Source organism: Crossiella sp. SN42 (assembly GCF_023897065.1).
Classification (GTDB): Bacteria; Actinomycetota; Actinomycetes; order Mycobacteriales; family Pseudonocardiaceae; genus Crossiella.
The window spans coordinates 19,416-44,084 of sequence record NZ_JAMHIV010000020.1 but is presented as its reverse complement, the minus strand read 5'-3'; the positions used below and the strand labels follow the sequence as shown (position 1 = coordinate 44,084).

The window sequence follows — 24,669 nt, the reverse complement described above, 5'->3', positions numbered from 1 at the left end:
AGGCGGCCCTCCCGAGGAATGGCGGGGCAGAATGTACCCCGGCCGCTCGCGCATCTCGGGTTAACGCGCCGAAAGATCACCCGGCATTTTTTCGGTGATCGACAGCACCATGGGTTCATGATCATCTCTGGGGCCACCCACGCGGGGGACCCATGATCGCCCGCCGTGGCCGCGGCCGCTCGCCCTGCCCACACAGGGGTGGTAACAAACCCGCACGTAGCGTCGATTACGACCACGTGCAGTGGACGTATCCGGCCGGTGAACAGCGGGCAGCCGCCGAGCTGAACCCCGGATCGGGCGTCCACAGTGGACACGGTGGGTGACGCCCCGGCCAGCGCTTTTGCCCGGTTGAGTGACTTCAGGCACACGGCATTTGTGCCGAATTGCTGAAGAAGACACCGGGACCCGAGAGTCAAAGCGGGAGCGCCGAATACTTGAGAGCCACTCAATTTTCCCTTGAGGGCCACTCAAGACCACATTTCAACCGTTGATGAATTACTGCCTGCACCGCTAGCTTCCCGTTTCGATTCAGCCAATCGGGTCACTAGCTGGATCCTGCCCGTCCACAGGTTGTTGTTGATCAACGGAGGCTCCATGGCCGCGCAGTCGGAACGGCGTGAGCTCGTCCTCGGGGTTACCCCCTTCGGCGAGGCCAACGCACGTCTCGTCGCAGCGGTCCGCCAAGCAGGCGGACTCGGAGTTCTCGACCTCGGCACCGGCGCCCGGTCGACTCGGGAAGCACTCGCCCTCGCCCAGCGCTGGGTGTCCGGCCCCTTCGGTGTGCGCGTGCCCTCGGGCTGCGCGCTGACCCCTGCCGACCTCCCCACCGAAGTTGACACGGTCGTGTTGACTGGGGACAGCTCTTGGCAACTCGCTGACATCGCCGCCCACTACCGGGTGCTGGCAGAGATCACTTCCGTGGAGCAGGCCCGCGCCGCGGCCGCCGCCGGGGCCGCCGGGCTGATCGCCCGCGGCAACGAGGCCGGCGGCCTGGTCGGCGAGCTCAGCTCCTTCGTGCTGCTGCAGAAACTCGTCGCCACCTCCGGCCTGGACCTGCCGATCTGGCTGGCCGGCGGCATCGGCACGCACACCGCGGCCGCGGCCGTGCTCGGCGGCGCCACCGGCGTGGTGCTGGACACCCAGCTCGCGCTGCTGGAGGAGTCCGAGCTGCCGGAGACCACCGCGGCCCTGCTGCGCACCCTGGACGGCTCGGAGACCGCCGTCGTGGACGGCCGCCGGGTGCTCGCCCGCAAGGGCCGCACCCCCGCGCCCGCACTGGAGCTGGGCCAGGACATCTTCCTGGCCGCCCGCTTCGCCGAGCGCTACCGCACCACCGGCCGGGCGGTGCACGCCGTCCGCGACGCGATCACCGCCGCGCTCACCCAGGACGCCCTGGAAGCGGTGCTGCGCCCCGGCTCGGCCTTCGCCGAGGCCATCGGCGTGCCGCTGCCCATCGCGCAGGGCCCGATGACCAGGGTCAGCGACCAGGCCGCCTTCGCCGCCGAGGTGGCCACCGGCGGCGGCCTGCCCTTCGTCGCGCTCGCCCTGGCGGGCAAGGAGCAGACCCGGCGGATGATGACCGAGACCGCCGCCGCGCTGGGCGAGCGCCCGTGGGGCGTCGGCGTGCTCGGGTTCGCGCCGGAGGACACCAGGGCCGCGCAGCTGGAGGTCATCCGCGAGCTGCGGCCCACGCACGCGATCATCGCCGGCGGCCGCCCCTCACAGGCCGCCGCGCTGGAGGAGGTCGGCATCACGACCTTCCTGCACGTGCCCTCCCCCGGCCTGCTCAAGCAGTTCGTGGAGGCCGGGGCGCGCCGGTTCATCTTCGAGGGCAGCGAATGCGGCGGGCACGTCGGCCCGCGCGCCAGCTTCGCCCTGTGGGAAGCCCAGATCTCGGTGCTGCTCGACCACCTCGGCAACAAGACCGGCGGCGACCTCCAGGTGCTCTTCGCCGGGGGTGTGCACGACGCGCGCTCGGCCGCCATGGTCGCCGCGATGGCCGCGCCACTGGCCGCCAAGGGCGTCGGGATCGGCGTGCTGATGGGCACCGCCTACCTGTTCACCCAGGAGGCGGTCAGCGCCGGTGCGGTGCAACCCCTGTTCCAGCAGCAGGTGCTGGCCGCCGAGGGCACCGAGCTGCTGGAGACCGCGCCCGGCCACGCCACCCGCTGCGTCACCAGCCCCTTCGCCGACAGCTTCCAGGCGATCAAGGCCGAGCTGACCGCCAAGGGCGTGCCCGACCGGGAGGTCTGGGAGCACCTGGAAAGCCTCAACGTCGGCAGGCTGCGCATCGCCAGCAAGGGCATCCGCCGCGAGGGCAACGACCTCATCGCCGCCGACGAGACCGAGCAGCTCGCCGACGGCCTGTTCATGGCCGGTCAGGTCGCGGTGCTGCGCGATGAGGTCACCACGGTGGCCGCGCTGCACGAGTCGGTCACCGGTGAGGCGGCGGAGTTCCTTGCCGCACAACGGGAGCTGCTCGGGCAGCGACTCGGCCTGGCCGCCGCGCGCACCCAGCCGGTGGCGCCGCCGCCGCTGGATGTGGCCATCGTCGGCATGGCCTGCGTCTTCCCCGACTCCCCCGACCTGGCCACCTTCTGGGCCAACATCGTCGGCGGCGTGGACGCGGTCACCGAGGTCCCGGCCGAGCGCTGGGACGCCGCCACCTACTACTCCCCCGACGCCACCGGCAAGAACATCAACGACCGCACCCCCTCGCGCTGGGGCGGGTTCCTGCCGCGGATCCCGTTCGACCCGCTCAGCTACGGCATCCCGCCCACCTCGCTGGCCAGCATCGAACCGGTGCAGCTGCTCGCACTGGAGGTCGCCCGCCGGGCGCTGCGCGACGCCGGGTACGACGGCGACCGCGAGTTCGACCGCTCCCGCGCCTCGGTGGTCTTCGGCGCCGAGGCCGGTTCGGACCTGTCCAACGCCACCACCCTGCGCGCGGTGCTGCCCGCCTACCTGGACAGCCTGCCGAAGGAGCTGGTGGACCAGCTGCCGCCGCTGACCGAGGACTCCTTCCCCGGCATGCTGGCCAACGTCATCTCCGGCCGCATCGCCAACCGCCTGGACCTCGGCGGCGCCAACTACACCGTGGACGCCGCCTGCGCCTCCTCGCTGGCCGCGCTCGACGTGGCCTGCAAGGAACTGGTCAACGGCACCAGCGACCTGGTGCTCTGCGGCGGCGCGGACCTGCACAACGGCATCAACGACTACCTGCTCTTCGCCTCGGTGCACGCGCTCTCGGCCACCGGCCGCAGCCGCACCTTCGACGCCACCGCCGACGGCATCGCCCTCGGTGAAGGCGTGGCTTGCGTTGCGCTGAAACGACTGTCCGACGCCCAGCGGGACGGCGACAAGATCTACGCGGTGGTCAAGGGCCTCGGTTCGGCCAGCGACGGCAAGTCCCTCGGCCTGACCGCCCCGCGCCCCGAGGGCCAGCGCGCGGCGCTGGAACGGGCCTACGCCAACGCGCACCTCTCCCCCGCCGAGGTCGGCCTGGTCGAGGCGCACGGCACCGGCACCGTGGTCGGCGACCGCACCGAGCTGGCCACCCTGACCACGATGTTCACCGAGGCCGGGGCCCAGCCGGGGACCTGCGCGATCGGCTCGGTGAAGTCCCAGATCGGGCACACCAAGTGCGCGGCGGGGCTGGCCGGGCTGATCAAGGCCGCGCTCGCGCTGCACACCGGCGTCAAGCCACCCACGCTGCACGTGCAGACGCCGAACTCGGCCTGGGACAAGGACTCCAGCCCGTTCGTCTTCCACACCGCGGCCCGGCCCTGGGCCACCGAACCGGCCAAGCGGGTCGCCGGGGTGAGCGCGTTCGGCTTCGGCGGCACCAACTTCCACACCGTGCTCGCCGCGGTCGACCAGCCCGCTCCCCGGCACAGCGTGGACGCCTGGCCCGCCGAGCTGTTCACCTTCCGCGGCGCCGACCTGCGCGCGGCCGCCAAGTCCATCGAGAAGCTGCTGGAACTGGCCGCGGCCAACGACACCGGCGGCCGGCCCTGGCGGCTGCGGGACCTGGCGCGCACCGCCGCCCGCACCGCCGACGCCCGCACCGAACCGGTGCAGGTGGCCGTGGTCGCGGACAGCCTGGACGGCCTGGTCGGCCAGCTGCGCCGCGCGGTCGCCGGCGAGCACGACCCGGCCGCGGGGGTGTACCTGGCCGGTCACACCGAGTCCGGCAAGCTGGCCCTGCTCTTCCCCGGGCAGGGCAGCCAGCGCACCGGGATGCTGGCCGAGCTGTTCGTGGCCTTCCCCGAGGTGCAGCACCTGTTGCAGCGCGGGCACAAGTACGCCGACCTGCTGTTCCCGCCGGCGGCCTTCGACTCCGCGGTGGCCAAGGACAACGAGGCCCGGCTGCGTGACACCAGGACCGCCCAGCCCGCGCTGGGCATCGCCGGGCTCGCCGTGCACCAGCTGCTCGGCAAGCTCGGCGTGCGGGCCGACCTGGTGGCCGGGCACAGCTACGGCGAGCTGGTCGCGCTGGCCGCGGCGGGCGCGATCGACGCGGACACGCTGCTGGCGATCTCCGCGGCCCGCGCCGAGTCGATCCTGGCCGCCGCCGAGGCCGCCGGTGGCGACCCCGGCACCATGGCCGCGGTCTCCGGCCAGGCCGCCGCGGTCCTCGAGGTCCTGGACCAGGCCGGGCTGCGCGGCGAAGTGGTGCTGGCCAACCACAACTCGCCCAAGCAGGTCGTCATCTCCGGCACCACCGAGGGCGTGGGCAAGGCGGTCACCGAGCTGAAGGCGGCCGGACTGAGCGCCAAGCCGATCCCGGTGGCCTGCGCCTTCCACAGCCCACTCATCGCCGAGGCCGGTGACCGGTTCGCGCAGGTCCTGTCCACTGTGGACATCCACACCCCGGAGGTCCCGGTGTGGGCCAACCGCACCGCCGCCCCCTACACCGACGACGTGCGCGCCGAACTGGCCGCGCAGATCGGCTCCCCGGTGCGCTTCGTCGACCAGGTCGAGGCCATGTACGCCGACGGCGCCAGGGTCTTCGTCGAGGCAGGCCCCGGCAAGGTGCTTTCCCGGCTGGTCAAGGACATCCTCGGCGACCGCCCGCACACCACGGTCACCGTGGAGCCCAGCGCGGACAGCGGTCTGCGCGGCTTCCTCGGCGCGCTGGCCGCGCTGGCCACCGCCGGGGTGTCCCTGCGCACCGGCTGGCTGTTCCAGGGCCGGGACGCCCGCGACGTCTCGGCCACCCCCCTGCCCAAGCGCGCCGGCTGGACCATCGACGGCCACGTCGTGCGCACCGCCGACGGCGGCTACCTCACCGGCGGCCTGGCCCCGGCCCGCCGCGTCCACCTGGAGACCACCACCATGAGCCAGCCGCAGCCCCAGCCAGCTGGTCAGCACGACGCCCTGGTCAGCGAGTTCCTGCGGACCAGCCGGGAGATCCTGGCCGCCCAGCGCGATGTGCTGCTCACCTACTTCGGCACCGCGCCCGGCACCCAGCACGTGGTGCCGCAGGTGATCCAGCAGCTGCCTGCGGTCGCGCAGGCCCCGCTGGCCCAGCCGGTCGCCGCGCCCGCCCCGGTCGCAGCGCCAGTCGCCGCACCGGCTCCCGTGCCCGCACCGTCCACTGTGGACGTTCTGGGCACCGTGCTGCAGATCATCAGCGACCGCACCGGCTACCCGATCGACATGATCGAACCGGACCTGGACCTGGAAGCCGACCTGTCCATCGACTCCATCAAGCGCACCGAGATCGCCGGTGAGCTGGCGGCCAAGCTGGGTGGCGGGATGGACGCGGCCAGCCTGTCCGACGCCGAACTGGAGGACCTGGCCAAGGCCCGCACCGCGGCGGCGATCTCGGCCTGGCTGGGCGGAAAGGTTACCCAGGCGCCGGTCCCGGCGGCGGCTCCCGCGCCGGTCGCGGCCAGTGGACCGAGCGAGGCCGAGCTGCTCGGCACCGTGCTGCAGATCATCAGCGACCGCACCGGCTACCCGATCGACATGATCGAACCGGACCTGGACCTGGAAGCCGACCTCTCGATCGACTCCATCAAGCGCACCGAGATCGCCGGTGAGCTCGCGGCCAAGCTCGGCGACGGGATGGACGCGGCCAGCCTCGGCGACGCCGAGCTGGAGGACCTGGCCAAGGCCCGCACCGCCGCCTCGATCGCGGGCTGGCTGGCGGCCAAGTCCGGCGCTCCGGCCGCGACGTCGGAACCCGTGGCCGCCATCCCGGCCCCGGCGGCACCGGTCACGGCGGCCCCCGCGGCCTCCGGCGGCATCGCGCCCAAGCGGTTCCTGCTCACCCCGGTCGACATCTCCGCCGCCGCCCCGGCCGGCGTGGAAACCCTGGCGGGCAAGCGGTTCATCCTCTTCGGCGGCACCGGCGCGAACGAGCTCTCCGCGCTGCTGCTGGAGAACGGCGCGCAGGCCCGGATCGAGTCCACCGCCCGCGTGCTCACCGAGGCCGACGGCCGCATCGACGGCGTGGTCTTCCTGGACGCGCTGGCCGACGGCGACCTGCCGGTCCTGCCGGAGACCTTCCCCGCCTTCCAGTCCGCGCTGGTGCGCGGCGTCAGCTGGCTGCTCGCCGCCGCGCCGAGCCAGCTCGGCCGGGCCGCCGGGCTGCGCGGGCTGTTCCGCACCATCGCCCGCGAGTACCCGGAGACCCACGCCAGCCTGGTGGAGACCGACACCGACCCGGCCGCCGCGCTCTTCGCCGAGATCCTCGCCTCCGACCGGCACCCGGTGGTGCTGCGCCGCGAAGGCGGGCGGCACGCGCTGGAGATGGTGGCCACCCCGCTCGGCTCGCTCGGCCTGGGCGCGGGGCCTGCCGGGGACGGCTCCACCGAGGCCAGTGCGATCGGCCTGGACCGGGACTCGGTGGTGCTGCTGGTCGGCGGCGCCAGGGGCATCACCGCCCAGTTCGCCGCCACCGTGGCCGCGGCCAGCGGCTGCCGGATCGAACTGGTCGGCCGCACCGCACCCGCCACCGAGGCAGAACACCCCGCCACCAAGGCGGCCACCGACAAGACCCAGCTGCGGGCCGCGCTGATCCAGCAGGGCCTGCGCAACCCGGCCGAGATCGAGCGCACCGCGAACCGCATCCTGGCCCAGCGCGAAGTCCAGTCCACTGTGGACGAACTCATCGCACTGGGCAGCCAGACCCGCTACCACTCGGTGGACGTGCGCGACCACGACGCGCTGCGCCAGCTGGTCAAGGAGATCCACGCCGAGCACGGCCGCCTGGACGGCGTGGTCTACGCCGCCGGCGTGATCGAGGACAAGCTGCTGGCGGAGAAGGACATCGAGAGCTTCCGCCGGGTCTTCGGCACCAAGGTCGACGGCGCCCGCCAGCTCCTGGAGGCCGTCTCCGACCTCGGCGAGACCGGACCCCGGTTCGCGGTCCTGTTCGGCAGCATCGCCGCCGCGCTGGGCAACCGCGGCCAGGTCGACTACGCCGCGGCCAACGACGCCCTGGAGTCCCTGGGCATCACCTGGTCGGAGCGCACCGGCGGCCGCGGCCTGACCGTCCACTGGGGACCGTGGGCGCCCTCGGCCAAGCACGGCGGCATGGTCACCCCCGAGCTGATGCAGTCCTACACCCGGCGCGGCATCGAGCTGATCGACCCCGAGGAGGGCACCCTGGCGCTGCTGCGGGAGCTCGCCTGGGGCGGCGACGCGGTCCGCTCGGTCGTCTACTCCGCCTCGGGCTGGTGACCATGACCCAGACCACCCCGGTCGCGATCGTCGGGATGGCCGTGCTGCTACCCGGCGCTGGCGACCTGGAGTCCTACTGGCACAACCTGGTCAACGGCGTCGACGCCATCACCGAGGTGCCTGCCGACCGCTGGGACGCCGACTTCTACCACCCGGACTCGGCCACCGGACCGGCCAAGGCGGAGGAGGTCTACTGCCGCCGCGGCGGGTTCGTCAAGGCCAGCTTCGACCCGGTGAGCTTCGGCATCATGCCGAACTCGGTCTCCGGCGCCGAACCCGACCAGCTGATCGCGCTGCGGGTGGCCGCGGCCGCGATCGCCGACGCAGGCGGGCAGGAGAAGCTGCCCGCGCCGGACCGGATCGGCGTGGTGCTCGGCCGCGGCGGCTACCTCACCCCCGGCCTGGTGCGCCTGGACCAGCGGGTGCGCACCGCCCACCAGCTGGCCAAGACCCTCGGCGACCTGCTGCCCGACCTGGGCGCGGACCAGCTGGCCGCGGTCCGGCAGGCCTTCGTCGACCAGCTCGGCCCGGCCTCCCCGGAGTCCGCGATCGGCCTGGTGCCCAACCTGGCCGCCTCCCGCATCGCCAACCGCCTGGACCTGCGCGGCCCCGCCTACACCGTGGACGCCGCCTGCGCCTCCAGCCTGGTCGCGGTCGACCAGGCGGTCACCGAACTGGCCGCCGGGCGCTGCGACGTGATGCTGGCCGGTGGCGTGCACCACTGCCACGACGTCACCTTCTGGAGCGTGTTCTCCCAGCTCCGCGCGCTGTCCAAGGACCAGCAGATCCGGCCGTTCGACCGCCGCGCCGACGGCATCCTGATCGGCGAGGGCACCGGAGTCGTGGTGCTGAAACGACTTGCCGACGCCCAGCGGGACGGCGACCGGGTGTACGCGGTGATCCGCGGCACCGGCGTGGCCAGCGACGGCCGCAGCGCCAGCCTGTTCAACCCCGAGCCCGAGGGCCAGGTCCTCGCGTTGCAGCGGGCCTGGGCGGCGGCCGGACTCGACCCCGCCGCGCCCGGCTCGGTCGGTCTGCTGGAAGCGCACGGCACCGCCACCCCGGCCGGCGACGGCGCGGAACTGGCCACCCTGCAACGGGTTTTCGGCTCCGAGGGGCCCAGCGCGGTGATCGGCTCGGTCAAGTCTATGATCGGCCACACCATGCCGGCCGCGGGGGTGGCCAGCCTGGTCAAGGCCGCGCTGGCGCTGCACCGGCAGGTGCTGCTGCCCACCCTGCACTGCGAGCAGCCGCACGCCGACCTCGCCCAGACCCGGTTCCGCCCCTTGGACACCGCCCAGCCCTGGGAGCTGTCCGAGGGCCAGGAGGTGCGGCGGGCCGCGGTCAACGCCTTCGGCTTCGGCGGCATCAACGCCCACGTGGTCCTCGAAGAAGCACCGTCCACTGTGGACCGTCCGGCGATCACGGTCACCGAGCCGGAGCGGGTGCTCACCATCAGCGCGCCCACCCCGGCCCGCCTGGCCGAGCTGCTCGACCTGCCCGATGCCGAGATCCGCTCCACCGCACCGTCCACTGAGGACGGATGCAGGCTGGGCATCGTCGCGCCCACCGCGAAACGGCTCGGCATCGCGCGCAAGGTGGTCGGCAAACAGGTCGCCTGGCGCGGCCGCAACGACGTCTGGTTCAGCCCGGAACCCTTACTGGCCAACGGCGGCAAGGTCGCCTTCGTCTACCCCGGCCTGGAAGCCGACTTCGAGCCCAGGGTGGACGACGTGGCCGCGCACTTCGGCCTCACCGTGCCCGGCCTGGACACCGGCAACGTGGGCGCGCACGGCGCGGGCGTGGTCGGCGTCGGCCGGTTGCTCGACACCGTGCTGCGCAAGCTCGGCGTCCAGCCCGACCACATCGCCGGGCACAGCGTCGGCGAGTGGACCGCGATGATCACCAGCGGCATCTACGAGCAGACCCAGATCGACGAGTTCCTGGCCAAGTTCGACCCGGACTCACTGCGCGTGCCCGGCGTGGTCTTCGCCGCCTTCGGCTGCGGCGCGGACCGGGTCACCGAGGTGATGGCCGGACGGCACGGCGTGGTGCTCTCCCACGACAACGCGCCCAACCAGTCCATCGTCTGCGGCCTGGAACCCGTGGTGCGGGAGCTGGTGCTGGAACTGCGCGCGAAGAACGTGCTCGGCCAGGTGCTGCCCTTCCGCTCCGGCTTCCACACCCCCATGCTCGCCCCCTACCTGGACCCGATCCGGGAGGCCGCGGCCGGGTTCCGGCTGCACGAGCCGAGCATCCCGATGTGGTCGGCCACCACCGCCGCGCCCTTTCCCGAGGGCGAGCAGGCCAAACGGGAACTGTTCATCCGGCACCTCCTCGAACCGGTCCGGTTCCGCCCGCTGGTGCAGGCCATGCACGCCGCGGGAGTCCGGGCCTTCATCCAGGTCGGCACCGGCGCGCTGAGCACCCTGGTCTCGGATTCCCTTGCCGGGCAGGAACACCTGTCCATCTCCGCGAACAGCCCCAAGGTCAGCGGCCTGGGCCAGCTGCGCCGGGTGCTCACCGGACTGTGGGCCGAAGGCGCGCCCACCCACCCCGACCGGCTCGACCCGGCCCCGCGGAAAACCCGCGCCGGCAAGGAAATCCCCCTGGACCTGTCCGCGACCACGGTCCGGCTCGGCGGCGACCTGCCCGGCGCGATCAAGGCCGCGGTCGCCCCGGCACGCTCGGTCGCGCCGGTGGGCGAGCTCGGCGGGGCCTTCGCCGAACTGGACCGGCTGGCCGCCAGCTTCCCGCTCGCAAGCGAGCTCGGCGGGCTGCTCCAGGACACCGCCGACACCGCGGCGACCGTCCTGGAGGCCGCCCGCACCGGCTCCGCTGGCCTTCCCGCCGCCTTCCAGGCCCGGGTCGCCGCCCCCGCACCGGCCCAGCCGCTGCGCACCACGCTGCACCTGTCCACCAAGACCATGCCCTACCTGCGCGACCACAGCTTCTACCGCACCCCGGCGGGCTGGCCCGACGACACCGACGGCTTCCCGGTGGTCCCGGCCACCACGATGATCAAGCACATGATGGACGCCGCCGAACAGGCCGCGCCCGGCCAGCGCGCGGTCACCGTGCACAACGTGCGGCTGTTCCGCTGGCTCGTCGTCGCGCCGCCCACGCAGGTCGAGATCACCGTCACCCCGTTGTCCGCCAACCGGGTCAAGGTGACCCTCGGCCAGAACGCCGAGGCCGAGATCGAACTCGCGCCGGCCTACCCGGCCGCCGACCTGCCGGTGTGGACCTTCGCCGAACGCGAGTGGGCGCCGAAGATCACCGCACGGCAGCTCTACGAAGAGCGGTTCATGTTCCACGGCCCGCTCTACCAAGGCGTCACCGCGCTGGACGGCATCGGCGAGCACCACATCCGCGGCGTGATCACCGTGCCCGGCGGGCCGGGCGCGCTGCTGGACAACGTCGGCCAGGTCTTCGGGTACTGGATCATGGAGAACGTCACCGACAAGCGCGTGGTGTTCCCGATGTCCATGGACCGCATCCGCTTCTTCGGCCCCGAGCCCGAACCCGGCGCGCGGCTGGACTGCCTGGTGCGGATCACCGAGCTCACCGACACCGTCTTCGGCGGCGCCATGCAGCTGGTGCACCAGGGCCGGGTGTGGTGCGAGATCGACGCCTGGCTGGACCGGCGCTTCGCCAGCAACGAGAACACCAAGAAGGTCGAGCGCTTCCCCGAGCACAACCGGCTCTCCGAACGCCGCGACGCCGGTTTCCTGGTGGTGTGGGAACGCTGGCCGGATGTCGCCTCCCGCGACCTGATGATGCGCATCTACCTCAACGCCGCCGAACGCGCCGAGTACGAGGCCACCTCGCCGAGGGTGCGGCGGCGGTGGCTGCTCGGGCGGATGGCGGTCAAGGACGCGGTGCGCCAGCACCTGTGGGACGGCGGCGCCGGGCCGATGTTCCCGGTGGAGCTGACCGTCAGCGGTGAAGCCACGGTCGTGGGCCGCAACCCGTTGCCGCCGTTGACCGTCTGCACCGCGCAGCAGGACGGCGTCGGCGTGGCCTTCGCCCGCGACGGCGAGGCGCCCACCGGCATCGACATCCGCGCGGTCGAGGACAGCCCCGGAAACACCGCCTTCGCCGCCGCGCTGACCGCGGCCGCGCGGGCGCACGGCGGCCAGGCCGCCGAGTACGAGGTGGTCGGCGCGGAGGGTGACACGCTCACCGTCCGCGGCGCCACCGGCCGCACGACCCCGGTGACGTGGACCGTCATCACCGACCCTGACGGTGAGATCGCAGGCGAGTACGTGGTCGCCTGGACCAAGGAATAGGAGAAATTTCGGTGGAGATCACGGAAGCGCCCCTGACGCTCGTCCGGATGACGCCCGAGGCCGTGCTGTCCGACATCACGGTGATGCTGCACAAAGTGCTGGGCGAGTACGGTTTTGACGAGGTCGAGGTCCGGATGGACTCGACCTTCCACGACGACCTGGAGCTGGAGAGCATCGACCTGGTCGCGCTCGCCGCCGAGTTGGAGGAGCGCTACGGCTCCCGGGTCAACTTCGCCGAGTTCATCGCCGAGCTCGAGCTCGAGCAGATCATCGCGCTGACCGTGGGCCAGCTCGTCGACTACGTGGTCGGCGCGCTGGACGAGGGGAACTGACCTTGGCGGTCGTACAGGCTAACGGCATCCGCATGCACGTGCAGCGGATGGCGGCCAAGAACACCACGGCGGCCGACCCGCCGACCGTGGTGTTCGTCCACGGCCTGGGCACCGACAGCCTGGCCAGCTTCTACTTCACCCTGGCCGGGCCGGTGGCCGCGGCGGGACACCAGGTGGTGGCCTACGACCTGCGCGGCCACGGCCGCAGCGAGCGCGCCGAGCACGGCTACCGGGTCTCCGACGCGGTGGCCGACCTGACCGCGCTGCTGGACGAGCTGGAGATCACCGGGCCGGTGCACCTGGTCGGCAACTCCTACGGCGGCACGGTCTCCTTCAGCTTCGCCGTCGCCCACCCCGCGCGGGTGGCCAGCATCGTGGTGATCGAGTCCGAGCCGACCAGCCAGGCCTGGTCGGTGAAGATGGCCGAGATGCTGGGCCGGGCCCGCGAACAGCTGCAGCAGGCCGAAGCGCTGGAGTGGATCACCGAGAACCGGGGCGGGCACACCTCCAAGCTGGCCAAGGCCGCCGGGAAGATGCTGCACGCCACCGCGATCGCCGACGAGCTGCCCACCGGGCCGGTGCTCACCGCCGAGCAGGTCGCGGGCATCACCGCGCCGGTGCTCGCGGTGTACGGCAGCGAGTCCGACCTGGCCGAGCAGGCGCCGGCGCTGGAAGCCGCGTTGCCGCACTGCCGCACGGTGATCGTGCCGGGACAGGAGCACTCGGTGCTGGTGGAGGCGCCCAAGGTGATGCGGGAGCTGCTGCTGGACTGGCTGGCCGGACACGGGGCGAAGGTCGGGGTGTGAGAGTACTTTTTGTGGTCCCGCCACTGTTCGGGCACGTCAACCCGACCATCGGGCTCGGCGCGGCGCTCTCCGCGCGCGGGCACCAGGTGGCCTGGGCGGGACACGCCGAGTTCCTCCGCCAGCTCACCGGGCCGGCGGCGAAGGTCTACGACTGCGCCACCCCCACGCAGGTCGAGGAACGCCCGGCTGACCTGCGCGGGCCGGGGGCGCTGAAGTTCCTGTGGGAGCAGTTCCTGGTCCCGCTGGCCGAGTCGATGCTGCCCGACGTGGAGGCCGCGATCGGCGAGTTCCAGCCGGATGTCCTGGTGGTGGACCAGCAGGCGATGGCCGGCGCGCTGGCCGCGCTGCGGCTCGGGCTGCCCTGGGCGACCTCGGCGACCACCTCCGCGGAGTTCACCGACCCGTTGCGCGGCATGCCGAAGGTCGTGGAATGGGTCCAGGAGACCATGGCCGGGATGCGGGCGCGGGCCGCGGTGGCCGGGGAGACCGACCTGCGCTACTCCCCGCACCTGACCCTCGCCTTCACCACCAGGGAACTGGTGGGAGAGCTGGACCCCGCCTTCGACCGGGTCGCCTTCGTCGGCCCGTCGATCACCGAACGCCCTGACCCCACACCGTTTCCGTGGGAACGACTGGACCAGCGGGCGAAGGTGCTGATCAGTCTGGGCACCGCCAACGCCGACGCCGGGGAGCGGTTCCTGCGCGCGGCCGCCGAGGCCATGGGCGAGCTGGCCGACCGGGTCCAGGCCGTGCTGGTCGACCCGGCGGGCACGGTGACCTCGGTGCCGGACAACGTGATCACCGCGACCAGGGTGCCGCAGCTGGCGCTGCTGCCCAAGGTCGACGCGGTGGTCTGCCACGCCGGGCACAACACCGTCTGCGAGTCCCTCAGCCACGGCCTGCCCCTGGTGGTGGCGCCGATCAGGGACGACCAGCCGGTGATCGCGCAACAGGTCGCCGACGCCGGGGCGGGCATCCGCCTGCGGTTCACCAGGGCAGGCGCCGCGCACATCAGGGACGCGGTCGCCACCGTGCTCGACGAGCCGGGTCACCGCGAGGCCGCCCGCCGCCTCGCCCAGTCCTTCATCGCCGCGGGTGGCTCGCAGGCCGCCGCGCTGCGCCTGGAGGAGCTCGCCGCACCCATCGCCATCGGAAGGATCTCCGAGTGAGCCCGCGTTCCACTGCCCGGACCTGGTTGCGCCGTGGCGTCCAGGCCGCGCTCCTGGCCGGTCTGGTGCTCGACACCGCCGCGCTGCGCCGTCGCCTGGCCGGTTTGCGCACCCTGCCGGAACGCCCGGCCCCCGGGGACGACCGGTACCGCCTGCTGCACGCCGACGGCGTCACCGTGGACGGCCCCACCCTCAACGCCGCCCGCGCGCACGCCAAGGCCGAGGGCCTGTGCGCGCTGGAACTGGTGCCCCGCGACCTGCCCACCGCGCAGGCCATGGACCTGCTGCGCACCGTGGACCCGGCCAACTACCGCACCGACCGGCAGGCCAGGGGCGCCGGCGCCTGGCACGCGGTGCTCGCCGACGACGGCGTGCTGCACGCCGCGGGCTATCCGGCAGGCCACGGCGGCCGGGACGCCGCCGAGCTCGGCCACGCCGCGGCCAAGCTCAAGCTGCACGCCCCCGACAGCACCGACCTGGTGGTCAGCCCCCGGCTGACCAGCTCGCCGGAGATCGTCGAGGACGACGCCCGGATCCTGGCCCGCTACCACGGCCGCAAGACCGCCGGCGAGCTCGGGCCCCGGCTGGGCTGGCTGGCCATCATGGCAGGCAGCTCGGTGCTCGGCCCCGGCTGGACGGCCGCGCTGCTGGCCGCCTGGTCCGCCCAGCCCGCCGTGGTCTTCGCCGGCAGCCGCAGCCTCAAGCCGGTCGACCTGCTCTCCTACAGCGTGCGCCGGGTCGTCGCCGAGCCGAAACGCCTGCTGGCCGCCATCTCCGAGGCCCGACTGTCCACTTCGGACGATCCGGACCCGGTGACCAGGCTGCGCCCGGCCTACCTGGCCGAGCTGGCCGACGGGGTGGCCAAGTTCTTCGAGCCACGCCGCGCCGACTGCCCGTGGTGCGGCAGCACCGACCTGGCCACCCACCTGCGGCTGCCGGACCTGTTGCAGCACAAGCCGGGCGAGTTCACCCTGGACCGCTGCCGGGCCTGCACGCACATCTTCCAGAACCCGCGGCTGACCATCGCCGGACTGGACTTCTACTACCGCGACTTCTACGACGGCCTCGGCGAGGACAAGCTGGACAAGCTCTTCGCCGCCCGCGGAGTCGCCTACCGGCCGCGCGCGGAGATGCTGCGGCCCTTCGCCGAACCGGAGTCCTGGCTGGACGTGGGCACCGGGCACGGGCACTTCTGCAACGCCGCCCGCCAGGTGTGGCCGCAGACCACCTTCGACGGCCTGGACATCACCGAGGGCGTGGAGCTGGCCGAGCACCGCGGCTGGGTCGACCGCGGCTACCGGGGCCTGTTCCCGGAGCTGGCCGCCGAGATCCACGAGAGCTACGACGTGGTCAGCATGTACCACTACCTGGAACACAGCCGGGACCCGCGCCAGGAGCTGGAGGCCGCGCTCAAGGTGCTCAAGCCCGGCGGCCACCTGATGATCGAGGTGCCGGACCCGGAGTCCCGCTGGGGCAAGCTGCTCGGCAAGTGGTGGCTGCCCTGGCTCCAGCCCCAGCACCTGCACTTCGTGCCGATCGGCAACCTGCGCGCCGCCCTGTCCGAGATGGGCTTCACCGTGGTCGCCGAACAACGCGGCGAACCCCACGAGCCGCTCGACCTGGTCGGCGCCGCCTGGAACGCGGTCAACCACTACGCCCCCCGCGACAACGCGCCCTGGGCGCCCCAGCCGCCGACCCCCGGCGCCAAGGCCGGGCGGACCGCGGCGATGATCGCGGCGGCCCCGGCGCTGGTCACCGCGGCGCTGACCGACCGGCTGCTCTCCCCGCTGTCGAAGAAGTACGGCGCCTCCAGCGCCTACCGCCTGCTCGCCCGCAAGGACTGACCGGCGCGACCCCGGGCGGCCTCACCCGCCCGGGGTCACCGCACCGCGGTCAGCTCGATCACCCCTGCCGACCGGCCTGCGGAGTCCAGCACCGCCCGCCGCTGCCCTGTCTCCGGCAGTGGGGTGCCGGTGCGCTGGTAGCTCAGCAGCAGCGCCGAGGTGGAGGTCTTCCGGCCCGCGAGGATCGCGGCGACGAGGCGGTCACGCAGCGGGCCGGGGAAGCCGAACTCCGCGGCAGGCAGCTCGTGCTCGGTCATGCCAGGAGCCTAGGCGTCAACCGAACGGCGGGCCGGGCCGCTCTAGCGGGTGGCGAACAGGTCGATGCCGTTGCCGTCGGGGTCCTCGACCACGGCGTAGCGCTGGCCCCAGAACGCGTCGAACGGAGTCAGCTCGCTCTTGTGGCCCAGACCGACCAGGCGGTCGTGCAGCTCGTCCACCTCGGCCGGGGTGTCCAGCTGGAAGGCCAGGCTGATCCGGCCGCGGCTGGTCGGCGGGGTGAAGTCCGGGGTGAACGAGGCGACCGTGGCCTCGGTGTCCCAGGCCAGCTTGAGGCCGCCGGGCAGCTCGTGCTCCACGTGCGGCTCGGCATCGGCCGAGGCGGGCAGCGCCAGCCCCAGCTCCCGGTAGAACGCCAGCGACCTGGCCATGTCGGCGACCAGGATCTCGACCACGGCGAAACGCGGTGTCATGTGCTTCCTCCTTGACGGGTCGCCCCCACGCTAGGCCGTCCGGGCAACTACCGTCTTGAACGAAACGGCCAGCCAGCCGACCGGTCGGGAGGGCAGGCGATGAGCGGGTACCGGGAGTACCGCCCGGACGGCGCGCTGCGCGCGCACGCGGCCTGCCTGTGGACCGACCGGACCGGCGGGCTGGCCAGGGCGCAGCGGGTGCTGCCGGATGGCTGCATGGACCTGTTGTGGCTGCACGGGCGGCTGGTGGTGGTCGGCGCGGACACCCGGTGGCGGCTGGCCCAGCTCCCGCCCGGCGGCCTGGTGGTGGGCCTGCGGCTGCGGCCGGGCGCCGGTTCACTGCTGCTCGGCCGGACCCCGGCGGAACAGCTGCGGGACCGGACCGTGGACGTCGAGGACCTGTGGGGTGCGCGCGGGCTGGCCGAGCGGTTCGACGGCGAACCGGACGCCCGCACCATCGGCGGACTTGTGCAACGGATTGCGATCGGACGACTACCGGAGGCCGGTGCGCTGGATCCGGTGGTCATGACCGCCAGCCGGGCTCTTGACGTGCCCAATCCTTTATCGGTATTGGCACTGGCCGACCGGCTCGGCGTGTCCGAACGAAGCCTGCGCCGCCGGGTCGCCGCCGCGGTCGGATACGGTCCGAAAACACTGGCGCGAATCCTGCGCTTCCAGCGAGTTCTGCGGGACAACCAGGGCAACCTGGCCGATCGGGCGGCCGCACACGGCTACGCCGACCAGGCTCACCTGGCCCGCGAGTTCCGCCGGCTGGCCGGACATCCGCCCAGCTCACCGCCCGGAGGGTGACGTGATCGGCACGCACCGGCGCCGACTCTACTTGGCGTTGATGCCGGAAATGCCCTATCGGGCAACAAGTTTCGCATCACATCGGTGAATCGGCGTGCCGTTCGTGGCCGCCCCGGCCGGGTTTCTGTCAGAATGGTGTCATCTCCCCGATCTCGGGAGCACCTGCCCGCAGGTGGGAACGGTAACTGAGAGAGTTGATCCAGTGACCTTTGATGCCGAGACCGTTGTGGCATGGGCTGAACTGCCCACCGCGGAACTTCGTGTGAATGCCCAGCGCCTCGCCGCGGCCCGTCTTCCGGCACAGCATCCCTTGTGGACGGTCATCCGGGAACGCCCCGCGCTGGCGGCCAAGCTGCGCAGTGCCTTCTCCGGACTGCTCGTCACGATCAAGGGCAGCCGGGACGAGCACATGCAGCGGCTGTGGATCACCGCGGCGCGCAACGCGATCGACGCGAAGACCGCGCCGGAGCAGAAGCCGGTGGCCGAGCGCCAGCCCGCCGCCGCGAAGGCCCAGGCTCCGGTGGTTGCGGCTTCGACGAGCGCAGCGCCGAAGACCGAGCAGCCCGTCGTGGCCGCGCCCGCGCGCCCGGCGCCGCAGCCGGAGGTGCGGCACGTGCCGGTGCAGCAGCCGCAGTTCGCGCCGCCGCCGCCGGCCACGCCGTCGCGCTCCGCGGCGCCGATCCCCCAGGTCGTGTTCCAGGAACCGTGACCAGCGGGCGCGCGGCCAAATAGTCCATTGTGGACGAGCAAGGCCGCGCGCACCCGGCGAGCCGACTCGATTGGGCGGTAACCGGCGCGACACGCTGACGATGATCGGAATCCCGGCCCTGGCGGCGCAGGATTTCGCACATGTCGCCACGTCCTCGCTGGGTCCGCCGCCTGGTGCACGTCGCCGTCCTGGGGTTGCTCGCCGCCGAGACCGCGCAGCTGCGCAGGCGGCTGGCCGCCCTGCCGGTGCTGCGCGAGCAGCCCGGCCCGGCGCACGAGGGCGCGGTGGCCGTCGCCGAGGGCGTCACCCTGACCGCGGCCACCCAGGCCGCCGCGCAGGCGCACCGCCACCGCGAACAGCTCGCCAGCCTCGACCTGGTGCCCGCCGACCTGCCCACCGCGCAGGCCCTTGACCTGCTGCGGGAGGTCGATCCGGCGACCTGCCGGCTGGACCGGCTGACCGCGGGCCGCACCGCGGCGCACGCCATCGCCGCCGACGCCGGCCTGCTCGCCAAGGTCGGCCTGCCCGCCCGGCCCAGCGCCCCCGAGCTGGCCACGGCCGCGCTGGAGCTCAAGCTGCACGCCCCGGCCGACACCGCCTTCGCGGTCGCCCCCGGCCTGTCCGCCGCCCCCGCCGTGCGCGCCCAGGACGCCGCCATCCAGCAGGCCGCGCACGGCCCCGGCCTGAAAACCCAGCTGCTGCTGCGCGCCGCGGTGCTGACCGCGCTCGCCGCCACCGCGCTGACCGGCCGGAAGTGGGCAGCCGGACTGCTGGCCGCCTGGTCGGCGCAGCCGCTGCTGGTCTTCGCGGGCAGCCGCGCGCTCAAGCCAGCTGACCTGCCCCGCGCCTGCCTGACCAGGGTCGTGGCCGAGCCTGCCCGGCTGGTGCGCACCCTCGTGGTCACCGCCCCGGCCCGCGCCGAGCGCACCGCCGCGATCGCCACCAGCCGGATCGCCTACCGCGCTGACCTGGCCGCGGGCACCGGCCGCTTCTTCCACCGGCCGCGCCGGGACTGCCCGTGGTGCGGCTCGGCGCAGCTGCGGCGCAGGCTGGTGACCGGGGACCTGCACGGGCACAAGCCGGGCCGGTTCGCCCTCGACGAGTGCCGCTCCTGCGGGCACGTGTTCCAGAACCCCCAGCTCAACCAGGCTGGGCTGGAGTTCTACTACCGGGACGCCTACGACGGTCTCAACGAGCACGCCGTGCAGTCGCTGTTCGCCACCCGCCGGGAGTACTTCCTCAACCAGGCCCGCTCGCTGCTGCGGCACGGCAAACCCGAGCGCTGGCTGGACGTGGGCACCGGGCACGGGCACTTCTGCAACCAGGCCAAGGAGATCTGGCCGCAGACCACCTTCGACGGCCTCGACCTCAGCAGCGGCGTGGAGCAGGCCCAGCGGCGCGGAATCCTGCAGCGCGCCTACCGGGGGCTGTTCACCGAGCTGGCGCCCGGCCTGGCCGGGAACTACGACGCGGTCAGCATGTTCCACTACCTGGAGCACGCCACCGACCCGGTCGCCGAGCTGCTGGCCGCGCGCACCGCGCTCAAGCCGGGCGGGCACCTGGTGATCGACGTGCCCGACCCGGAGTGCAGGCTGGGCCGGTTGCTGGGCCGCTACTGGGGCGGCTGGGTGCAGCCGCAGCACCTCAACTTCTTCCCGCTGGGCAACCTGCGCGCCACACTCGCCGAACTGGGCTTCACCGTGGTCGGCACCCAGCGCCGGGAGGCGGGCGCACCCGACCTGGTGGTCGCGTCCTGGCTGCTGATCAACGACCTCGCCCCCCGCGCCGACCAGCCCTGGCACCCGTCCGCGCCGACCCCGCTGCGGCGGGCCGCCCGCGGCGCGGTGCTCACCGCGGGCGCGCCGCTGCTGCTGGCCGCCGGGGTGGCCGGCAGCCTGCTGGAGCCGTTCACCGAGGGCCTGCGGATGTGCAACGCCTACCGCGTGATCGCCCGCCGGGACTGACCACAATGGACAGACGAGCGGAGTACGCCGCCGAGCTGGCCGAGGGTGTGGCCAGGTTCTTCGAACCGCGCCGGGCCACCTGCCCGTGGTGCGGCTCGACCCGGATCACGCTGCTGCTGCGCAGCCCGGACCTGGTGCAGCGCAAGCCGGGCCGCTTCCGGCTGGACCGCTGCGCCGACTGCGCGCACGTCTTCCAGAACCCCCGCCTGTCCGCCGCGGGCCTGGCCTTCTACTACCGCGACTTCTACGACGGCCTCGGCGAGCGGGTGATGGACATCACCTTCAGCGTGCAGACCCGGCAGTACCGGGAACGCGCCGCGCTGATCGTGCCGCACGCCGACCCGGCCAGCTGGCTGGACGTCGGCTGCGGACACGGCCACTTCTGCCGCACCGCGCGGAAGGTGTTGCCGCGCACCAGCTTCGACGGCCTGGACTTCGGCGGCGGGGTGGAGCTGGCCCGCGACCGGGGCTGGATCCGGCGCGGCTACCGCGGCGAGTTCCCCGCGCTGGCCCCGGAACTGGCCGAGCGCTACGACGTGGTCAGCATGCACCACTACCTGGAGCACAGCACCGACCCGCGGCGCGAGCTGGAGGCCGCGATGAAGGTGCTGCGCCCGGGCGGCCTGCTGCTGGTCGAGGTGCCCGACCCGGAGTCGGCGTGGCCCAAGCTCACCGGCCGCTACTGGATCGGCTGGATGCAGCCGCAGCACCTGCACTTCGCGCCGAGGGCGAACCTGCGCGCCGCGCTCACCGAGCTGGGCTTCACCGTGCTCAGCGAGACCACCGACGACCCGGCCCGCTCCCACGGCCTGACCAGCGCGGCGATGCACCTGCTCGGCGAGCTGATCCCCCCGCCGGACCGCCCCTGGCTGCCCCGCCCGACCAGGACCGGGCAGCTCGCCAGGGCCCTCGGCCTGCTGGTGACGGTGCCGCTGGTCGCCCTGGCCGCGGCGGCCAGCTGGCTGCTCAGCCCACTGGCCCGCCGCTACCGGCTGCACCACAACTACCGGCTGGTCGCCCGCAAGAGCTGAACTACTCCAGTCAGCCCCTGGTGTAATTGGACTAGACCAGACAGCATGGCAATCGTTGTCTCCCAGCCCTTCCGCCGCCGCGGGGGACCTTCGAGCTTCCCTGACATCGAAGGACGAGGCCATGACCACACGCCGACGAGGGCTGCTCCTGCTCGCCCTGGTGCCCACACTGCTCACCGTCCTCGGCGCCCACCCCGCCGCCGCCCACGGCACCATGCTGTCCCCGGTCAGCCGCGCCTACCAGTGCCGCTGGCACGACAACCCGGAAAACCCCACCTCAGCCGCCTGCAAAGCCGCCGTGGCCACCGGCGGCACCCAGGCCTTCTACGACTGGCACGAGGTCAACCTCGCCAACGCCGCAGGCAACCACCGCACCCTCATCCCCAACGGCAAGCTGTGCAGCGCCGGCCGCGACAAGTACCGCGGCCTGGACCTGGCCCGCCCCGACTGGGCCACCACCCAACTGACCGCGGGCGCATCGGTCAGCTGGCAGTACCGGGCCGCGGTACCCCATCGCGGGCAGTTCGAGCTGTACGTCACCCGCGACGGCTACCACCCGGGCTCGCCGCTCCAGTGGTCTGACCTGGAACGGTTCCACACGCAGGCGGATCCGCCGTTGGCGAATGGGAGCTACCAGCTGAGTGCGCGGCTGCCGGCGGGAAAGAGCGGACGCCACCTGATCTACTCGATCTGGCAGCGTTCGGACAGTCCGGAGGCGTTCTACACCTGCTCGGACGTGAACTTCCGCTGAGCCACGAGAGCCGCTGCGCTTTTCGGCGCAGCGGCTCTTCTCAGCCCTTGAGCGTGGCTAGCACCATCTCGCCGATGGCGGTGGCTCGTGGACACGGGTTGGTGTAGTCCGTCGCGCTCGGCGACAGCCGGACATCGATGTTGACCAAGGTCTTTTGCGCCGTGGCGATGTCCAAGCGGCACAGCCCCATGTTCCGGATATCGTCATCGATCGCGAACACCGCCGGGCGGTCTCCCACCCTGGTCGGCTCCCACAGTCGGAAGTTCGCCTTGCGCGCGTACATATCGGCGAGCCCGATCTGGTTGTTCACCGTCACCGCGAAGTTGTTCTTCGCTGCCGTGGATGCGGCATTCCAGACACACGAGGGACCTAGCGGGTTCTCCTCGGTCTTGCCTCGCACACCAGCCCCGACCTGCTTGACCTGCTCCGTGGTGAGCATTCCGCACGGATCAGCGGCAAACCGGCTGGTGTCCAGATCAGGCGACGGCACCGTCGGCACATCACTCGGCACCGAACTCGACGTGGGCGCCATCCCACTCGTGACTGTGGTGGCGTTCGAGCCAGACAAGCCCCCACAGCCCGCTAGCGACAACCCAGCAACAACACAGATCCCGAGAAACACCCGAGATCCTTGACGGATCACAACCAGCCCCCCTGCTTTCGGTGGAGAACCCCTCAGCCCTTCAACGTGGCGAGCACCATCTCGCCGATCGTGGTCGCCCGCGGACACGGATTGCCACGATCCGACGCCGCCACCGAGAGCCGAACGTCGATGTTGACCATGGTCTTCTGCGCCGTGGCTATGTCCAGACGGCAATGTCCCATGCTGCGGACATCGTCATCCATCGCGATCACCGCAGGCCGGTCCCCCACCTTGGCCGGTTCCCATACCCGGAAACTCGACTTACGCGCGTACATATCGGCGAGCCCGATCTGATTGTTCACCGTGACCGCGAAGGTGTTCCGCGCCGCGCTGTCTTTGCCGTTCCAGACACAGGATGGGCCGAGCGGATTCTCCTCTGGGACACCACGCACACCGGCCCCGACCTGCTTGACCTGCTCCGTGGTGAGCATTCCGCACGGATCAGCGGCAAACCGGCTGGTGTCCAGATCAGGCGACGGCACCGTCGGCACATCACTCGGCACCGAACTCGACGTTGTGACCCCACTGCTGGTGGTCGTGACGCTCGGCGTGGACGGCCCGCCACAACCAGCGAGCAGCAAACCGGCTGCCGTCCCCGTCGCGATGAGCACCCGAGATCCTTGCCGGATCAAATCAGCCCCCTGGCCTCAGCTTGTTCTGGTTGACACCCTCGGTCCCGGCGTACTGGTCACGGACCGCCGTCAGCTTCTGAATCATCGTATCGAGCGCGTCGGAATACGCCTGGTTGGCTCTGGTGTGCGTGCCATCCCGGTCATCAACGGTGCGCTCGATGATCTGACGGATCGCACCTCTGCTGTAGTCCTCTTCGCTCGGCGGACTCGTCATCTGTCTCGTGGACGCCGCCAAGCGGCCGATGGCGTCGACCTTCACCCTAGCTTCCGTCAACCCCTTGATCAGCCCATCCAGCTGTGCCACGTCGACCGTGAACTTCGAACCCCCGCCGAAGTCGATCGACACCTTGGTCTCCCGAGGAGCCATGGCAATTTCCCCCGTCCCCTGGCAAATCTCTCCCAAGGGCACCCTAACGAAAGCTTCGCCGCCAACGGAGCCGATCGGCACAGGATGCACTCACCCCGGGGACAACATCACCCGGACGGCGGCTGGAGAAGGTGGGAGCGCGCTGGAAGAACCGCTGTGCCTTCCCTCGTAACCCCGGGCACAGCGGTTCCTTCCCCAGAACCAGCGAACCACGGTGTCGGACGCGGTGCGCTGCAAGCGGGATCGCCACGAACGGAGAAGACCCCCAGGTACCTCTCGTTCTCCCGCCATCCGCTGGAGCGGACGTGATGACCGCATTAGCGTACGCTCACCGACGGGCGGGTTGTCAACCCTGGCGGACGCGTGAACAATCAGGGCGTACTCCTGATTCGCCATGGCGGACACTCGACCACGTCGCGTCCGCCACCGACATCGAGGAAACGGCTCGTATGGATCCCGGCCAGAACGAAGGGCTCGAACCCGCGGAGGGGCAGCTCGCGCGCAAGATCAACCACCTGATCGCGACGCTGTACCCGGACAAGCGCACGCGTCCCGGCTTCGCCAAGCTGGCGCAGGAGATCCGTGAGAAGACCCGGTCCTCCATCTCCAACACCTACCTGTGGGAGCTGGCCACCGGGAAGAAGCGCAACCTCACCCAGGGCACCCTGGCCACGCTCGCGGAGTTCTTCGGCGTGCCCAGCGAGTACTTCCTCAACGACGAGGTGGCCGCGCGCATCGACACCCAGCTGGAGCTGGCCCTGGCGCTGCGCAACCAGAAGGTCCGCTCGATCGCGCTGCGGGCCGAGGGGCTCTCCGACGCGACGCTGGACTCGATCCTGACCATGCTCACCCAGGCCCGCAAGATCGAGCGGCTGCCCCCACTGGACACCGGCCGCGACCGGCGACCAGAATCAGACGGATAGCCGCCCGGTATGAGG

General features: G+C 72.1%; 17 protein-coding genes. 12 read left to right on the top strand and 5 right to left on the bottom strand.

Annotation, left to right across the window (positions count from 1 at the left end; genetic code table 11):
* The first annotated feature begins 594 nt into the window (after positions 1 to 594).
* The 6 genes from M8C13_RS23945 to M8C13_RS45520 are packed head-to-tail and all read left to right on the top strand — an operon-like array spanning position 595 to position 16,135.
* Positions 595 to 7,692 (top strand): type I polyketide synthase, encoded by a 7,098-nt coding sequence (locus tag M8C13_RS23945; RefSeq protein WP_252482923.1) that lies wholly within the window; start codon positions 595 to 597, stop codon positions 7,690 to 7,692.
* Between the two features lie 2 nt (positions 7,693 to 7,694).
* On the top strand, positions 7,695 to 11,984 hold the full coding sequence (locus M8C13_RS23935) for a beta-ketoacyl synthase N-terminal-like domain-containing protein (RefSeq protein ID WP_305883989.1): 4,290 nt from the start codon (positions 7,695 to 7,697) through the stop codon (positions 11,982 to 11,984).
* Between the two features lie 47 nt (positions 11,985 to 12,031).
* Positions 12,032 to 12,316 carry a phosphopantetheine-binding protein gene (locus M8C13_RS23930; protein WP_252482922.1) on the top strand — a complete coding sequence of 95 codons (285 nt, stop codon included), beginning with the start codon at positions 12,032 to 12,034 and terminating at the stop codon, positions 12,314 to 12,316.
* Between the two features lie 2 nt (positions 12,317 to 12,318).
* Complete coding sequence (locus tag M8C13_RS23925) at positions 12,319 to 13,122, top strand: alpha/beta fold hydrolase (RefSeq protein WP_252482921.1); 804 nt, start codon at positions 12,319 to 12,321, stop codon at positions 13,120 to 13,122.
* Positions 13,119 to 14,291 (top strand): glycosyltransferase, encoded by a 1,173-nt coding sequence (locus tag M8C13_RS23920; RefSeq protein ID WP_252482920.1) that lies wholly within the window; start codon positions 13,119 to 13,121, stop codon positions 14,289 to 14,291. The genes M8C13_RS23925 and M8C13_RS23920 overlap by 4 nt, the downstream gene beginning before the upstream one ends.
* Positions 14,288 to 16,135 (top strand): methyltransferase domain-containing protein, encoded by a 1,848-nt coding sequence (locus M8C13_RS45520; protein ID WP_252482919.1) that lies wholly within the window; start codon positions 14,288 to 14,290, stop codon positions 16,133 to 16,135. Before M8C13_RS23920 ends, M8C13_RS45520 begins: the two co-directional genes overlap by 4 nt.
* A gap of 35 nt (positions 16,136 to 16,170) precedes the next feature.
* Here the strand turns inward: M8C13_RS45520 and M8C13_RS23910 are convergent, their stop codons facing one another.
* Both M8C13_RS23910 and M8C13_RS23905 read right to left on the bottom strand, forming a co-directional pair.
* Positions 16,171 to 16,392 (bottom strand): ASCH domain-containing protein, encoded by a 222-nt coding sequence (locus M8C13_RS23910; RefSeq protein WP_252482918.1) that lies wholly within the window; start codon positions 16,390 to 16,392, stop codon positions 16,171 to 16,173.
* A 42-nt stretch (positions 16,393 to 16,434) separates the two neighbouring features.
* Positions 16,435 to 16,824 carry a VOC family protein gene (locus M8C13_RS23905; protein WP_252482917.1) on the bottom strand — a complete coding sequence of 130 codons (390 nt, stop codon included), beginning with the start codon at positions 16,822 to 16,824 and terminating at the stop codon, positions 16,435 to 16,437.
* A 99-nt stretch (positions 16,825 to 16,923) separates the two neighbouring features.
* Here M8C13_RS23905 and M8C13_RS23900 point away from each other — a divergent pair, with 99 nt between their 5' ends.
* From M8C13_RS23900 to M8C13_RS23880, 5 genes are all read left to right on the top strand, one after another.
* On the top strand, positions 16,924 to 17,634 hold the full coding sequence (locus tag M8C13_RS23900) for a helix-turn-helix transcriptional regulator (protein WP_252482916.1): 711 nt from the start codon (positions 16,924 to 16,926) through the stop codon (positions 17,632 to 17,634).
* A gap of 202 nt (positions 17,635 to 17,836) precedes the next feature.
* Complete coding sequence (locus M8C13_RS23895) at positions 17,837 to 18,343, top strand: hypothetical protein (protein WP_252482915.1); 507 nt, start codon at positions 17,837 to 17,839, stop codon at positions 18,341 to 18,343.
* Between the two features lie 140 nt (positions 18,344 to 18,483).
* The gene (locus M8C13_RS23890) at positions 18,484 to 20,307 is read left to right on the top strand and encodes a class I SAM-dependent methyltransferase (protein WP_252482914.1); all 1,824 of its coding nucleotides are present in this window, start codon (positions 18,484 to 18,486) and stop codon (positions 20,305 to 20,307) included.
* 5 nt (positions 20,308 to 20,312) lie between these two features.
* On the top strand, positions 20,313 to 21,338 hold the full coding sequence (locus M8C13_RS23885) for a class I SAM-dependent methyltransferase (protein ID WP_252482913.1): 1,026 nt from the start codon (positions 20,313 to 20,315) through the stop codon (positions 21,336 to 21,338).
* A gap of 121 nt (positions 21,339 to 21,459) precedes the next feature.
* A complete protein-coding gene (locus M8C13_RS23880) occupies positions 21,460 to 22,089 on the top strand; it encodes a lytic polysaccharide monooxygenase (protein WP_252482912.1) in 630 nt (209 codons plus the stop codon).
* 40 nt (positions 22,090 to 22,129) lie between these two features.
* On the opposite strand, the gene M8C13_RS23875 is transcribed toward M8C13_RS23880, so the two are convergent.
* The 3 genes from M8C13_RS23875 to M8C13_RS23865 are packed head-to-tail and all read right to left on the bottom strand — an operon-like array spanning position 22,130 to position 23,710.
* Entirely contained in the window at positions 22,130 to 22,711 is a 582-nt protein-coding gene (locus tag M8C13_RS23875; protein WP_308202855.1) for a DUF3558 domain-containing protein, read from the bottom strand.
* Positions 22,712 to 22,764: 53 nt separating this feature from the next.
* Positions 22,765 to 23,343, bottom strand: a complete 579-nt coding sequence (locus M8C13_RS23870) for a DUF3558 domain-containing protein (protein WP_252482910.1) — start codon at positions 23,341 to 23,343, stop codon at positions 22,765 to 22,767.
* Between the two features lie 22 nt (positions 23,344 to 23,365).
* Positions 23,366 to 23,710, bottom strand: a complete 345-nt coding sequence (locus M8C13_RS23865; RefSeq protein WP_252482909.1) for a hypothetical protein — start codon at positions 23,708 to 23,710, stop codon at positions 23,366 to 23,368.
* 470 nt (positions 23,711 to 24,180) lie between these two features.
* Between M8C13_RS23865 and M8C13_RS23860 the strand changes: the two genes are divergently transcribed.
* Positions 24,181 to 24,654, top strand: coding sequence for a hypothetical protein (locus tag M8C13_RS23860; protein ID WP_252482908.1), 474 nt, complete (start codon positions 24,181 to 24,183; stop codon positions 24,652 to 24,654).
* The last annotated feature ends 15 nt before the right edge of the window (positions 24,655 to 24,669 follow it).

What these genes read in the sequence shown, in the direction of transcription:
- M8C13_RS23900 (WP_252482916.1), top strand. Translation starts at nt 16,924, where the DNA reads ATGAGCGGGTACCGGGAGTACCGCCCGGACGGCGCGCTGCGCGCGCAC.
- M8C13_RS23935 (WP_305883989.1), top strand. Translation starts at nt 7,695, where the DNA reads ATGACCCAGACCACCCCGGTCGCGATCGTCGGGATGGCCGTGCTGCTA.
- M8C13_RS23885 (WP_252482913.1), top strand. Translation starts at nt 20,313, where the DNA reads ATGGACAGACGAGCGGAGTACGCCGCCGAGCTGGCCGAGGGTGTGGCC.
- M8C13_RS23910 (WP_252482918.1), bottom strand. Translation starts at nt 16,392, where the DNA reads ATGACCGAGCACGAGCTGCCTGCCGCGGAGTTCGGCTTCCCCGGCCCG.
- M8C13_RS23880 (WP_252482912.1), top strand. Translation starts at nt 21,460, where the DNA reads ATGACCACACGCCGACGAGGGCTGCTCCTGCTCGCCCTGGTGCCCACA.
- M8C13_RS23890 (WP_252482914.1), top strand. Translation starts at nt 18,484, where the DNA reads ATGTCGCCACGTCCTCGCTGGGTCCGCCGCCTGGTGCACGTCGCCGTC.
- M8C13_RS23905 (WP_252482917.1), bottom strand. Translation starts at nt 16,824, where the DNA reads ATGACACCGCGTTTCGCCGTGGTCGAGATCCTGGTCGCCGACATGGCC.
- M8C13_RS23930 (WP_252482922.1), top strand. Translation starts at nt 12,032, where the DNA reads ATGACGCCCGAGGCCGTGCTGTCCGACATCACGGTGATGCTGCACAAA.
- M8C13_RS23860 (WP_252482908.1), top strand. Translation starts at nt 24,181, where the DNA reads ATGGATCCCGGCCAGAACGAAGGGCTCGAACCCGCGGAGGGGCAGCTC.
- M8C13_RS23945 (WP_252482923.1), top strand. Translation starts at nt 595, where the DNA reads ATGGCCGCGCAGTCGGAACGGCGTGAGCTCGTCCTCGGGGTTACCCCC.